This window comes from Paraburkholderia fynbosensis (assembly GCF_902859935.1).
In the GTDB taxonomy this organism is placed as follows: Bacteria; Pseudomonadota; Gammaproteobacteria; order Burkholderiales; family Burkholderiaceae; genus Paraburkholderia; species Paraburkholderia fynbosensis.
In genome coordinates this window covers 197517-211840 of record NZ_CADIKI010000007.1, presented here as the reverse complement: position 1 = coordinate 211840, position 14324 = coordinate 197517, and the positions used below count along the sequence as shown (strand labels likewise).

General features: G+C 63.5%; 11 protein-coding genes and 1 tRNA gene. 3 read left to right on the top strand and 9 right to left on the bottom strand.

Features of this window, described 5'->3' with window-relative positions:
* Positions 1-355: 355 nt before the first annotated feature.
* The 9 genes from HV770_RS14055 to def form a co-directional block, all read right to left on the bottom strand.
* Positions 356-431, bottom strand: a tRNA-Phe gene (locus HV770_RS14055).
* A 107-nt stretch (positions 432-538) separates the two neighbouring features.
* Positions 539-1228, bottom strand: coding sequence for a response regulator transcription factor EsaR (esaR, locus tag HV770_RS14050; protein ID WP_121316251.1), 690 nt, complete (start codon positions 1226-1228; stop codon positions 539-541).
* Positions 1229-3646 (bottom strand): sensor histidine kinase, encoded by a 2418-nt coding sequence (locus HV770_RS14045; RefSeq protein WP_175160450.1) that lies wholly within the window; start codon positions 3644-3646, stop codon positions 1229-1231.
* The gene (locus HV770_RS14040) at positions 3636-4235 is read right to left on the bottom strand and encodes a DUF4390 domain-containing protein (RefSeq protein WP_175160449.1); all 600 of its coding nucleotides are present in this window, start codon (positions 4233-4235) and stop codon (positions 3636-3638) included. The genes HV770_RS14045 and HV770_RS14040 overlap by 11 nt, the downstream gene beginning before the upstream one ends.
* Positions 4232-5671: a 16S rRNA (cytosine(967)-C(5))-methyltransferase RsmB gene (rsmB, locus tag HV770_RS14035; RefSeq protein ID WP_175160447.1), complete on the bottom strand. Its 1440-nt coding sequence runs from the start codon at positions 5669-5671 to the stop codon at positions 4232-4234. Before rsmB ends, HV770_RS14040 begins: the two co-directional genes overlap by 4 nt.
* Before the next feature lie 329 nt (positions 5672-6000).
* The gene (gene htpX / locus HV770_RS14030) at positions 6001-6858 is read right to left on the bottom strand and encodes a zinc metalloprotease HtpX (protein WP_042327283.1); all 858 of its coding nucleotides are present in this window, start codon (positions 6856-6858) and stop codon (positions 6001-6003) included.
* Positions 6859-6958: 100 nt separating this feature from the next.
* Entirely contained in the window at positions 6959-7600 is a 642-nt protein-coding gene (locus tag HV770_RS14025) for a LysE family translocator (protein WP_175160445.1), read from the bottom strand.
* A gap of 112 nt (positions 7601-7712) precedes the next feature.
* Positions 7713-8699, bottom strand: a complete 987-nt coding sequence (fmt, locus tag HV770_RS14020; protein WP_175160443.1) for a methionyl-tRNA formyltransferase — start codon at positions 8697-8699, stop codon at positions 7713-7715.
* A 31-nt stretch (positions 8700-8730) separates the two neighbouring features.
* Positions 8731-9234 (bottom strand): peptide deformylase, encoded by a 504-nt coding sequence (gene def / locus HV770_RS14015; protein WP_121316245.1) that lies wholly within the window; start codon positions 9232-9234, stop codon positions 8731-8733.
* Between the two features lie 243 nt (positions 9235-9477).
* On the opposite strand from def, the gene dprA reads away from it, so the two are divergent.
* The 3 genes from dprA to HV770_RS14000 all read left to right on the top strand — a co-directional run bounded on the left by dprA (position 9478) and on the right by HV770_RS14000 (position 14267).
* Complete coding sequence (gene dprA, locus HV770_RS14010) at positions 9478-10902, top strand: DNA-processing protein DprA (RefSeq protein WP_175160441.1); 1425 nt, start codon at positions 9478-9480, stop codon at positions 10900-10902.
* A 70-nt stretch (positions 10903-10972) separates the two neighbouring features.
* Positions 10973-11350, top strand: coding sequence for a thioredoxin family protein (locus HV770_RS14005; RefSeq protein WP_175160439.1), 378 nt, complete (start codon positions 10973-10975; stop codon positions 11348-11350).
* A gap of 253 nt (positions 11351-11603) precedes the next feature.
* A complete protein-coding gene (locus HV770_RS14000) occupies positions 11604-14267 on the top strand; it encodes a DNA topoisomerase III (protein ID WP_175160437.1) in 2664 nt (887 codons plus the stop codon).
* The last annotated feature ends 57 nt before the right edge of the window (positions 14268-14324 follow it).

Sequence of the window (14324 nt, the reverse complement as noted above, 5' to 3'; positions counted from 1 at the left end):
TCGCGCTGCGCGAGGTGCGCCATGCGAGCAACGCGGCGCGACGCGTGCCGGCACTGCTGCCGGCCCAAAGCAGTATAGGCCGCGCCTTCTGCAGGCAGAGTCGCTGGGCGCTTATACCGTTAATCGTCGGGCGAAGGGTTCGGGGCGGATGGCGGCCTGTGCCGCGCGGCATCCAGGCGCGACGCAGGTGACACATTTGCCTGCGCGCAAGTCCTTGAACTGGCGCGATTTTATCACGCGACGCCGAATGCCGCCGAGCTGCGCCCTGGCGCAGCGTACGCGCAAGCCGAAGCCACGAATACCCGTCAGAAAAGGAAAAGCCCCAGGAATCTTGCGATTTCCTGGGGCTGAATCCTGGTGGCCTGGGACGGAATCGAACCATCGACACGCGGATTTTCAATCCGCTGCTCTACCAACTGAGCTACCGGGCCAACGAAGAACGAAATGATATCAAGGGGTCTTCAGTATGACAAGCCCCTTCCTGAAAAAAATATGTCGAGGCGGAAGCCACGCGTGAACGCCGTGCTCACACACGTCCTCACTCCCCTTTGTTCTTGCCGAGATCGACGCCGAGCTGCTTGAGCTTGCGATACAAGTGCGTGCGCTCGAGACCGGTCTTCTCCGCCACGCGCGTCATGCTGCCGTTCTCACGCGCAAGGTGATATTCGAAATACGCGCGCTCGAACGCATCGCGCGCATCGCGCAACGGAATGTCGAACGAGATCGATGCCGTTTGCGCGGCCAGCGCGCCGCTGCCCATGCCGTCGGTGGACAACATCGGCAACGCGGCCGACGACGCCACCGCTGACGCGCTCACCGGTAGCACCGGCTTGGCCGCTGCACCGCCGAGCGCCCCGGCCGAATTGCCGCGCGCGAGGCCCTGCTCGACGGCCTTCAGCAGCTTCTGCAGGGCAATCGGCTTCTCGAGGAAATTGAGCGCGCCGATCTTGGTCGCTTCGACCGCCGTATCGATGGTCGCGTGACCGGACATCATGATCACCGGCATGGTCAGTTGCCCTTGCGCCGCCCATTCCTTGAGCAAGGTCACGCCGTCGGTGTCGGGCATCCAGATGTCGAGCAGCACGAGGTCCGGCGCCTGGCGCAAACGGAACTCGCGCGCTTCCTGCGCATTTTCAGCGGCCTCCACGACATGCCCCTCGTCGCTCAGGATCTCCGAGAGCAATTCCCGGATGCCCATTTCATCATCTACCACCAGGATGGTTGCCATTTACGCTGCCCTTGTCTGCACTGTTGCTTTTGTCTTTCCCTGCGACGCACCGCTGCCGTGCGCCGGTCGCGGCCCTGTACCAGGTGCCGCGGCATCGTCCGCCAGTTGAAGGAAGAGGATCGAAATCTGCGCGCCTTCGATCACGTCGCCGGCTTTCATGCGATTGCGAATGTCGATGCGCGCGCCATGCTCGTCGACGATCTTCTTGACCATTGCAAGACCCAGACCCGTACCTTTGGCCTTGGTCGTCACATAAGGTTCGAATGCGCGCGTGAGGATGCGCGCGGGGAACCCCGGTCCGTTATCCGATACTGTCAGACGCACCGCGACGCGTACTTTGCCTTCCGTGTCGGGGTCTCCGTATTCTACTGTCCTCGTCTCGAGCAACACACGCGGATGCTCGACATCGGCTACCGCATCCTGCGCGTTCTGCAGCAGGTTGTGAATCACCTGTCGCAATTGCGTCGCGTCGCCGCGAATCGCGGGCAACGCGGCGAGTTCCACCTGGATCGCGCCCTTGCCTTCTTCGATACCGTACAGCGTGAGCACTTCGCTGACCAGATCGTTCAACTGCAGATGCGCGAGCACAGCCGGAGGCGTGCGCGCGTAGTCGCGGAAATTGTCGACCATCTGCTTCATCGCGGCGACCTGGTTGACGATCGTAGTCGCGCCGCGCTTCAATACGTCGGCGTCGGATGGCGACAGCTTGTCGGCGAGCTTCATCTGCAAGCGCTCGGCGGAGAGCTGGATCGGCGTGAGCGGATTCTTGATCTCATGCGCGAGCCGCCGCGCGACTTCACCCCATGCGATCGAACGCTGCGCGGAGATCACGTCGGAGATGTCGTCGAACACCACGACGTAGCCGGAGGTCTGCATGTCTTCGGCATCGCGGTCCGTCGCCGAGACGAGGCGCGCGCCACGCACGAGCAGCGTGAGCGGTTCGGTTTCGCCCGGCACCTGAATCGAAAACTGCTGCTGCCAGTGGCCACGATCATCGTGACCGTCGCCGCTTGCTGCTTCGCGATCGGCAAACGCCTTGCGGACCATGCCGCCGAATTCGCTCAACGCGCCGATCTGATCGAGCGACGAACCGAGGACGGTCTGGAACGGCTGACGGAAAATCCGCTCGGCGCCACGATTCGCGGTGGTGAGCCTGAACTGCCGGTCGAACACGAACACACCCGCGGTCAGATTCGCGAGGATGCTTTCCAGATACGCCTTCGAATGTTCGAGCGCGATGCGGTTGTTCTCGACCGCGGCGCGCGCTTCGGACAATTGCCGCGTCATCGCGTTGAACGACTGCGTGAGAAAGCCCAGCTCGTCGCGCGATTTGATTTCGCGCTTCGGCGTGTAATCGCCTTCGGTGATTTCCTTGGTGCCCTGCGCGAGCAGGAACAGCGGCCGCGCCAGTTGATTGCCGAGCGCGAGCGCGAGCATCATCGCGATGAAGGTGGCGAGAAACAGCGCGAGCGTCAGCGTGCCGATGTACATCTTGCGCAAGCCCGTGCGGCCAAGCGCCTTCTCCTGGTACTCGCGATAAGCGCGCTGCACCGCGTCCGCATTATGCGCGAGCGACGGCGATACCGGCTGCGTGAGTTGCAGGAAGCGTTCGGCCGGCTGCAACAGCGAAGCGTTCGAGTCGGGGATGCGCTGCACGACGCGCAGGCGCAGTACGCCCTTGCTGCCATGCGCTTGCGGATCGCCGTCCACTTCGCCTTCGATCGCCGCGTAGCCGCGACCGCGCGCCTGTTCGATCATCAGCGGCGTGGGCAGGTCGTTCGATACGAGCATCGCGTAATTGCTGGAGGCCTGTGCGACCACATGCATGTCCGGAGTCGCGCCCGACATGCTGCGCGTGGGCTCGACGATGATCGCGTCCTGCACGCCGAACTGATCGCGCAGACGCAACAGCGTGAGCGTGGTGCCAGCGGCGCCCGCGCTGGCGATCTGCTCGGACATCAGGCGGCCCTTGGTCTGCAGGTCAGACAGCGACGCGTCGAGCATGCCGCGCCCGAGATTCAGACCGGCCGTGAGCGCAGTTTCCACATTGACGTCGAACCAGGACTCGATACTGCGCGACACGAATTGATACGAGACCACGTAAATGATGCCGCCCGGCACCACGCCGACCAGCGCCATGAAGAACGCGAGTTTCGCGAGCAGCCGCGTGCCGAACTTACCCTTGCGCAGCCGCACTATGATGAGGATGACGAGCGTCGCCACGACCAGCAGAAAGATCATCGCGACCGCGACATTGGCGCCGTACAGCCACTGGTAATAGCGGTCGAAGAATTCGGTATTCGCGCTCGCGGCGGCCAGCAGCACGAGCAGCAGCACGGCCGTCACCGCGACCGTCGACACCAGCACGCGCACGACGATGCTGCTGACGCTGGTGGTTGAGCGCACTTTATTTAGCACGTTCGGTCGCCGTGAAGGTAAAGCGCTTCCATTCGGAGGCGAGGTTCCAGTCGCGGTTGTTCACCGCGTCGATCTGGAACGGCTTGGGCATCAGCGCGATGTCGAGCTGCATGCGCACCGATGCGTTGTAGGTTTCGCCGACGCGCACCTGATTGCGCTCGATCACATGCCATGAGGTGACGTGCTTGATCACGGCGAGCGCATCCTTGAGCGTGCCGAAGGCGAGCTGCAACCCGCCGGACGACACGCTCGATACGCGGTATTCGCGCGTCAGAGGCTGGAACGACAGGCGAATGCTCTGCGACACGCTCACCGGCTGCTCGTCGAACCAGTACCAGCGCGGCCGGCTCAGTTCGAAGTCGGTCGTGAAATAGAGCGGAATGCCTTTGTTGACGGCATCTTCGAGATTGCTGTTGAGCTCGAAGTCGAAACGCGCGTCGAGACTCCAACCACTGCTGTCGGCTTGCAGCGACGCGCGCTGCACCGCGATCGAATCAGCGTGCGCCGCGCCCGGCGCTGCAAGCCATACGGCCAGCGCGATCCAGAGCACGGCAGCGAGCCGAAGCGGGAAGAAGCGTTTGATGGTCACCGTTTCTGAAAGCGCGCGTAGAAAAATCCGTCGTGGTCTGAGTTCGCGCCGGCGCTGTCGTCAGCGGATTGTCCGGCATGGGAACCGGCCGAGGTATCGGCGGGCGCGCGGGCGACTGAAGGTAAAAGTTGCCCTGGCGCGTCCAATCGTACCGCATCCTGATACTTGTTTCCAAACCACTGCGCCTGCAATTCGCCTTCTTCGGGAAAGATCGAACACGTAACGTAGAGCAACTCGCCGCCTGGCTTCACGAGCGGCCAGAGCGCATCGAGGATGCGGCGCTGTTCTGCGACCAGTGCGGGGATATCGGACGCGCGGCGCAGCCAGCGAATGTCCGGATGACGCCGCACGATGCCCGATGCAGAACACGGCACGTCGGCGAGGATGCGATCGAACGGCTGGTCGATATCGTCGTGCCACTTCGCGGGCGTGCCCGCATCGCCGATGCGCACTTCCGCTTCGAGCTTGAGCCGCTGCAGGTTTTCGCCGATGCGGCGCGCGCGCGACGCATCGCTTTCGAGCGCCACGAGCTGCAGATTCGCGAGTTCGAGCAGGTGGCCGGTCTTGCCGCCTGGCGCCGCGCACGCGTCGAGCACGCGCATGCCGTCACGCACGCCGAGCAATTGCGCGGCGAGCTGCGCGCCGGCGTCCTGCACCGAGACGACCCCATCGCTGAAACCGGGGATGCGGTCCACCGGCATCGGCGTGTCGAGCCTGACGGCGTAGTCGCCGGCCCGGCTCGCGGCGATGTGATGGCTCTGCAGCACTTGCAGGTAGGCATCGACCGTCGAGCGGCGCGCGTTCACACGCAGCGTGAGCGGGCCTTGCGTGTTGCCGGTCGCGAGCACCGCTTGCCACGCGTCGGGCCATGCGCGCTTGACCGCGTCGATCCACCAGGCCGGATAGTTCCAGCGTGCGACTTCGTCGGCTTGCGCGGCGCTCAGCAGTGTCTCGCGCTCGCGCAGGAAACTACGCAGCACGGCGTTGACGAGCCCCTTCGCGAACGCGAATTCCCGACGTGCAGTGATTGCGCTCACCGCCTGATCGACCACGGTGAACGGCGTGTAGGCGGCGCTCGCTTCATCATCGACCAGCAGCGCGAGCGAGCAGGCGAGCACATGACCGACGTGCGGCGGCGGAGCTTTCTTCACCAGCTTCGCGATCAGCCATTCGGCGGTCGCGAGGCGCCGCATCGTGCGGTACGCGATGTCCTGCACCGCACCGCGCGCGGCGGCGGCGCTGCCCTCAGGCGCGGACACGAAGACGGATTGCAGCGCGGCCGGCAAGGCCGCGCCGAGACGCACGGCGCCGACAGCCTGGGCGGCACAGTCGAGCGCGAAACCCAGCGATTCGGGCGCGAGATGCAACATCGACAAACGGGATTCTCGCGGACGTGCCGACGGAGAAGCAGAACGCGAAGAAGGCTTTGATGTCATGAAAGAGGCAAAGACAGGCCGCACGGTGCGCGCGGCGCATTCAGCACACATTGTAGCGTGGCGTGGGGCGGGGGCCGCCGCGGCTGGGTGGGCAACGGTGGAGTCATGGCAAAGCTGGGGCGGGCAATCATAGGCTAATCGTGCGAGCGTAGCGGCGACCGTGGGTTCGCTGCAACGGCAGCAAAGAGGTGAAGCGAATTCGCCGGGTGGTGCTATCTGAGATTTTTTGTTAAATCATCCGGCGACGCTTCGGCATGCGCCCTCTTACGGTGCCTGAAATGAAGAAGGCGGGCCCGCAGGCCCGCCTTCTTCCGTCACGTCACTCGGCGTTACTCGAAGCGCCCAGTGCGCGCCATTTCCATCAAACGCGCGATGCGTTCCTCCGTGGCCGGGTGCGTCGAGAACAGATTCGCGATGCCGCCGCCCGACAGCGGATTCATGATCATCATCTGCGCGGTGGCCGGATGCTGCTCGGCCACGGGAAACGGGATCCCGCTCGCGTAACGATGGATCTTGTCGAGCGCCGAAGCGAGCGCTTGCGGGTCGCCGGAAATCTGCGCGCCACCACGGTCGGCCTCGAATTCCCGCGCGCGTGAAATCGCCATCTGAATCAGCGCACCCGCGAGCGGCGCCAGCAACGCGACGGCGATGCTCGCGATCGGATTCGACCGATTACCGTTCTCGTCGCGGCCGCCGAAGAACATTGCGAAGTTCGCCAGCGCGGAAATGGCGCCGGCCATGGTTGCCGACACGGTCGAAATCAGAATGTCGCGGTGCTTGACGTGTGCCAGTTCGTGCGCCATCACCCCGCGCATTTCGCGCTCGGACAGCACGCGCAGGATGCCAGTGGTGGCAGCGACCGCCGCGTGCTCCGGATTGCGGCCGGTGGCGAAGGCGTTCGGCGCATCTTCGTTGATCAGGTAGACGCGCGGCATCGGCAGGTTGGCGCGCGTGGAAAGCTCGCGCACCATGCGATAGAACTGCGGCGCGCTGCTTTCGTCGACTTCCTGCGCGTTGTACATGCGCAGCACCATCTTGTCCGAAAACCAGTACGAGAAGAAATTCATCCCGAGGGCAATCACGAGCGCGATCATCATGCCGCGCGACCCGCCGATCATCCCGCCGATCACGATGAAAAGGGCCGTGATCGCGGCCATCAACATCGCGGTTTTGACCCAATTGAACATGTCTGCAACTCCTAAAACGTGGGCTCCATCTCTGCGCCGCTAGAACGCGGCGCCTGATTGTAAGCGAAACGTTAGATAAGGACGGATGGAGAAAATTCAATCATCTTGATGCGGTGGCGAGCTTGATGCCGAGGCCGACGAACGCGCTGCCGACGCTCCGATCCAGCCACTTCTTCACCGAAGGCTTGCCCGAAAAGCGCTGCGTCACGCTGCCCGCGATCCACGCGACGAAACTGTTCCAGAGCATGCTCATCACGACGAACACCGCGCCGAGCGTGAGGAACGCGAACGTTTTGTGTTCGCTGCCGGTTGTCACGAACTGCGGGAAAAACGATACGAAGAAAAGCACGACCTTGGGATTCAGCACATTGGTCCAGAAGCCTTGCAGAAAAAGCTGCTTCAGCGACTTGGGTGCATCGGCCGCGCGTGCGTCGCCCACCGCCGTCCGCGCTGCAGGTTTGGCGAAAATCAGGCGTGCGCCGAGGTAGATCAGATAAATCGCGCCGGCGAACTTGATGACGGTGAACGCCGTGGTCGAGGCGGCCAGCAGCGCGGTCAAACCGAACGCGCACGCAAGCGAATGGACACAGCAGCCCGCCGAGATGCCGAGTGCGGACATCAGACCCGCGCCACGGCCTTGAGCGACGCTGCGCCCGACGATGTACGCCGTGTCCGGACCGGGCGTCACGTTCAGAAGGAAGACAGCAACGACGAAAAACTCGAAATGGGTAATGCCGAACATTGAAAACCTCGGGATTTGGGCGACTGCATAGAGGATTCTAACGCGCGGCAGGGTTGCGGCGGCGGTCTTGAACATCGGCCGAACGGCTGATTTTCAAGACATGCGCGAGCTGTTACTTTGCTTCGGGAAGTTGAAAGCGCTGTCCCGCGGCGAGCGTCGAGCCCGCGAGGAATTCGCGCACCGGCAGGCGCTTGCCGCCAGGTTTCTGCAATTGCGTCAAACGCAACGCGGCTTCGCCGCAAGCCACGATCACGCCGTCGGCTGAGACTTCGGTAATCGTGCCGGGCGCGCTGTTGCCTTGGGCCTGAGCGGGAATCGCGGCCCAGATTTTGACCGAGCTGCCGTCTTCCAGCGTGCCCACGCCACCGGGGAACGGATCGAACGCACGCACCTGGCGCGCAAGCACCTCGGCCGGGCGGCGCCAGTCGAGGGCGGCTTCTTGCTTGCCGATTTTTTCCGCGTAGGTCACGCCGTCCGCCGGTTGCGGGGTCGATGTCAGCTTGCTGTTGCGCTCGAGTTCGAGCAACGCGTCGACGATGAGCTTCGCGCCATCCTGCGCCAGACGGTCGTGCAGCGTGGCGGTGGTGTCGTCGGCGGAAATCGGCGTGCGTGCTTCGGAGATCATCGCGCCGGTGTCGAGGCCGACGTCCATCTGCATCAGCGTGATGCCGGTTTGCGCGTCGCCCGCTTCAATCGCGCGATGGATCGGCGCCGCACCGCGCCAGCGCGGCAGCAACGACGCATGAATGTTGATGCAGCCAAGCCGTGGAATATCGAGCACTTCCTGCGGCAGGATCAGGCCGTAGGCGGCGACCACCATGACGTCGTGTGGCGTGGCGCGCAGCTGCTCGATCGCGGTCGCGGCTTCCGCCGGGTATTTGCCAGCGCGGCGCAGCGAAGGCGGCTGCGCGACCTCGAGCCCGTGCTCCTGCGCGTAGCGCTTGACGGGGCTCGCCTGCAATTTCATCCCGCGCCCAGCGGGCCGGTCAGGCTGGGTCAGCACGAGCGGCACCGGAAAACCGGCACGGTGAATCGCGGCCAGCGCGGCCGCAGCGAACTCCGGCGTACCGGCAAAGATGACGCGCAACGAATGACTCATGAACGGGGACGATAGACGAGGTGAACGCGCATTACATGGCGTGGGCGAGCTTTTTCATCTTGCTTTTGATACGCGTCTGCTTCAGCGACGACAGGTACTCGACGAACACGCGGCCCATCAGGTGATCCATTTCGTGCTGGATGCACACGGCGAGCAGCCCTTCGCAATCCAGTTCGAAGGTTTCGCCCTTCTCGTTCAAGGCGCGCACACGCACTTTCTCGGCGCGCTCGACGTTGTCATAAATGCCCGGCACGGAGAGGCAACCCTCTTCCGAGAGCTTGCGCTCATCGCTCGACCAGAGGATTTCCGGATTGATGAACGCGAGCAACTGGTCGTGCGTGTCCGATACGTCGATCACGATCACGCGTTCGTGCACGTCCACCTGGGTCGCGGCGAGGCCGACGCCGGGCGCTGCATACATGGTCTCCGCCATGTCTGCGACGAGACGGCGAATCCGGTCGTTGACCTGTTCGACCGGCTTCGCAACCTTGTGCAGACGCTTGTCCGGATAGTTGAGGATATTCAGTAAAGCCATGATTTCGAGTGTGATTTGAGGCGCCGCTGACCGTGGAAGGGTTCGCGTTGGCCGTTCGGCCAGGTTGTGGGCCCATCGTATTGCGCCGAGGATAGATGGTGTCGAACCGGTTCGATTCAACGCGCCACATGCGCTAGACGACGGGCTCGCGCGGGTGGGCGCGGCGCTGCGGTTATTTCGGATGATGAAAATTTTAGCATGGCGCCCGCCTGCCCGCTGGCCCTGCAGAAGGAGCGACTCGCAATGCACACCTTGCCCGCAACCGACATCGAACTCGCCGCGTGGCTGCGGCTGTCGCTCGCACCGGGGCTGAAACCCGCGGCGCTGCGCTTGATGCTAAGCGCTTTTGGATTGCCGGGAGCGATTTTAGGTCAATCGCCGCAAGCCCTGGCCGGGGTCGCCGGCGAAGCCGCAGCGCGCGCCGCGCTCGCGCCGCCGGGCCCCGAATTCGACGCCCAGCTCGACGCGGTGATCGCATGGCGCGAGCTGCCCGGCAATCAGGTCGTGACACTCGACGATCCCGCGTACCCGCCCGCACTGCTGACCATGCCCGACCCGCCGCCACTTCTATATATAAAAGGCCGGCTCGATCTGCTGCATACGCGAGCGGTCGCTCTCATCGGTAGCCGCAGCGCGACGCCGCAAGGCGTCGAAGACGCGGAGCGTTTCGCACGCGAGCTGTCGGCTGCAGGTGTGGTCATCGTATCGGGACTGGCGCTCGGCATCGACGGCGCCGCGCATCGGGGCGGCCTGGAAGGCATCGGCAGCACGGTCGCGGTGATCGGTACCGGCGCGGATCTCGTGTACCCGGCGGCGCATCATGCGCTGGCGCGGCAGATCGCGGTGCAGGGCGCGATTCTCTCGGAGTGGCCGCTCGGCACGCCCGCGCGCGCCGCCAATTTTCCGCAACGTAACCGCCTGATCGCCGGGCTGGCCAGCGGCGTGGTGATCGTCGAGGCGGCGATGCGCTCTGGCTCGCTGATCACCGCGCGGCTCGCCAATGAAATGGGACGCGACATCTTCGCGTTGCCCGGCTCCATTCACGCGCCGCTGTCGCGCGGATGTCATCGGATCATCAAGCAAGGCGCAAAGCTGGTGGAATCGCCCGAGGAAGTGCTGGAAGAATTGGGCTTTGCCAGGCGGCCGGCGGTTCGTGCTGCGCCGGCTTCAACGCAGACTGTGCTTCAGGATGGCGTCGATTCGCGGAATACGCCGCCAGTCGGCGCTTCGGCAAAGCTTCAGCCCACGCTGGCAACCGCGCCGGCCGGCGATGTGAATCACTCGAAATCGGCGAGTTCAGACACGAGCGCAGCGGTATGTGCCGGCTCGGAGGCCGCGCCTGACTCGACCACGCTGTCGATAGCAGCAGGAACACCGCTGAAACCACGACCCGCGGCGGCGCAGCAAGCAGCGGCCCGCGCCGGTTTCGCAACGCCAGAACCGCCCGCGCCGCCCCTGACCCCGGCCACTCCCGATGCGCAGCGACTCCTCGCGGCGCTCGGCCACTCGCCCACCACGCTTGAAATCCTGGCCACCCGCACCGAGATGGAGGACTCGGCCCTGCAAACCACGTTGCTGCAACTGGAACTTGCCGGACAGGTGACCTTGCTGCCCGGTGGCCGTTTCATGCGGGCCAGCCACAGCCGAACTCGCGCGGACCAGGGTTGACCACCCTTCGGCATCGCCCATGCTACATTCGCGCCAAAGCACCTGACAAAGTACGCAAGGAACCCACCACATGCCCGCGCTGAATCTCGACACCGACCAAGACCGGATCGCCGAGCGCGTCAACGAGCCCGACACGCTGTTCGTGGCCTGCCTATGCGCGGAATGGTGCGGGACCTGCCGTGATTATCGGGACGCTTTCGACAAACTGGCCGACCGGCATCCCGATATCTGTTTCGCATGGATCGACATCGAAACCCATGCGGATCGCTTCGACGACCTGGATGTCGAGAACTTCCCGACCATCCTGATCGAAGACTCGGTCACAACACGCTTTTTCGGTACGGTTTTGCCACAGGCGTCGATTGTGGAGCGGATGTTGCTGGACCTGACGGCCGTGCCTGGCATCACCGGCGCGCCGAAGCTGCGGCCCGCGCTGACACTCGCCTGAACGCGGCGGCGCCGCCGCTCGACTGTCGCTGCGAGAGCGTGCTGAAAGCGCTACACAGCAGGTTTTCCGCAGCTTGCCCAACGTCTGAGCGCGCAATTATGATGGCGCGCTTTCAAGGCACTTGACACGCCGCCTTCGCGCCGTGTGCTATAAAGCGGTCGTCAATGGGTCGCAAAGGTCGCAAACGAGGGTCGCGCGCTTAAATGGCGCACTCAAGGCCATCAACCCGGATCCACCAACCTCACATCGAGTCATGTCCAAAGCACTGATCATCGCCGAAAAGCCTTCCGTCGCGAACGACATCGCGCGCGCTTTGGGCGGCTTTACCAAGCATGACGAGTACTACGAAAGCGACGACTACGTCCTTTCCTCGGCAGTCGGCCACCTGCTGGAAATTGCCGCGCCCGAAGACTACGAAGTCAAGCGCGGCAAGTGGAGCTTCGCCAATCTGCCCGTCATTCCGCCACATTTCGATCTGAACCCGATCGCCAAGAGCGAGTCGCGCCTGAAGGTGCTGACCAAGCTGCTCAAGCGTAAGGACGTCGACCGTCTGATCAACGCATGCGACGCGGGGCGCGAGGGCGAGCTGATCTTCCGCCTGATCGCGCAGCACGCCAAAGCCAAGCAGCCGGTGCAGCGTCTGTGGCTGCAATCGATGACGGCCGGCGCCATCCGTGACGGCTTCGCCCGTCTGCGCAGCGACGAAGAGATGCAGCCGCTCGCCGATGCGGCGCGCTGCCGCTCGGAGGCGGACTGGCTGGTCGGCATCAACGGCACGCGGGCAATGACCGCGTTCAACAGCAAGGGCGGCGGCTTCTTTCTGACCACGGTCGGGCGGGTGCAGACGCCGACGCTGTCGATCGTCGTCGAGCGCGAAGAGAAGATTCGCCGCTTCGTGCCGCGCGACTACTGGGAAGTGAAGGCGGAGTTCGTCTGTGCGGGCGGCTTCTACGAAGGCCGCTGGTTCGATCCGAAATTCAAGCGCGACGAGTTCGACCCGGAAAAGCGCGATTCGCGTCTGTGGGCGCTGCCCGCGGCAGAAACGATCGTCGCCGCCTGCCGCGGCCAGATCGGCACGGTGACCGAAGAATCGAAGCCGTCCACACAGCTGTCGCCGGCCCTCTTCGACCTGACCAGCTTGCAGCGCGAGGCCAATGGCCGCTTCGGCTTCTCGGCGAAGAACACACTGGGCCTCGCCCAGGCGCTGTATGAAAAGCACAAGGTGCTGACCTATCCCCGGACCGACGCTCGCGCGCTGCCGGAAGACTATATGGATACGGTCAAGCAAACGCTCGGCATGCTCAAGGAAAGCAACAACTATTTGCCGTTTGCCAAGCAGGTGCTCGACAAGGGCTGGGTGAAGCCGAACAAGCGCATCTTCGACAACTCGAAGATCAGCGACCACTTCGCAATCATCCCGACGCTACAAGCGCCGAAGAATCTGTCCGAGCCGGAGCAGAAGCTCTACGACCTCGTCGTGAAGCGCTTCCTGTCGGTGTTCTTCCCCGCCGCCGAATACCGGGTGACGACGCGGATCACGCAAGTGGTCGGCCATCACTTTAAAACCGAAGGCAAGGTGCTCGTCGAACCAGGCTGGTTGCAGGTCTACGGCCGCGAAATCAGCGGTGAAGACGCGAACCTCGTACCGGTGCAAAAGGACGAGAAGGTCAAGACCGACAAGATCGCCGCTCAGCAACTGGTGACGAAGCCGCCTGCACGCTACAACGAAGCGACCTTGCTGTCGGCGATGGAAGGTGCGGGCAAACTTGTCGAAGACGACGAGTTGCGCGAAGCGATGGCGGCCAAGGGGCTTGGCACGCCGGCTACGCGTGCGGCCATCATCGAAGGTCTCCTCGGTGAAAAGTATCTGATCCGCGAAGGCCGCGATCTGATTCCGACCGCTAAAGCCTTCCAGTTGATGACGCTGTTGCGCGGCCTCGGCGTGAAAGAGCTGACCGCGCCTGAACTCACCGGCGAGTGGGAATACAAACTCTCGCAGATGGAACGCGGCAACCTGCCTCGCGATGCGTTCATGCAGGAAATCGCACGCATGACGCAAACCATCGTCAAGCGCGCGAAGGAATACGATTCCGACACGATCCCGGGCGATTACGCGACGTTGCAGACGCCGTGTCCGAATTGCGGCGGTCAGGTGAAGGAGAACTACCGGCGTTTCGCCTGTTCGAAATGCGAGTTTTCGATTTCGAAGATTCCGGGCGGACGCCAGTTCGAAATTCCAGAAGTCGAAGAACTCCTGCAGAACAAGACGATCGGACCGCTGTCGGGCTTCCGCAGCAAAATGGGGCGGCCGTTCTCGGCGATCCTCAAGCTGTCGTTGGACGACGAGATCAAGAACTACAAGCTCGAGTTCGATTTCGGCCAGGATGCGGGCGGCGAAGACGGTGAGCCGCCTGACTTCTCGGATCAGCAGCCGGTGGGCGCTTGCCCGAAGTGCAAGGCTCGCGTGTTCGAACACGGCATGAGCTACGTCTGCGAGAACTCGGTCGCCAACCCGAAAACCTGCGACTTCCGCTCGGGCAAGGTGATCCTGCAACAGGAAATTGCCCGCGAGCAGATGGCCAAGCTGCTCGAAGAAGGCCGCACGGACCTGCTGACGAACTTCAAGTCGTCGCGCACCGGACGTAACTTCAAGGCGTTCCTCGTCAAGCAGAACGACGGCAAGATCGGCTTCGAATTCGAGAAGAAAGAGCCGTCGGCGAAGACTGCCGCGAAGACCGCGGCGGCCAAATCGGCTGCGAAGGCGGCGCCGGAGCCGGACGATGGAGAAACGGCAGTGGCGGTGAAAACTGCGCCCGCCGCTAAAAAGGCTGCGGCGAAGAAAGCGCCTGCGAGCAAAACCGCAGCAGCCAGGAAAGCGCCCGCGAAGAAGGCGGTAGCGCGTAAAACCGGCTCCTGATTCAAGCTGATAGCCGCGCCGGAAGACGTTTCTGGTCCGGCAGGTCTAATCCGCGCT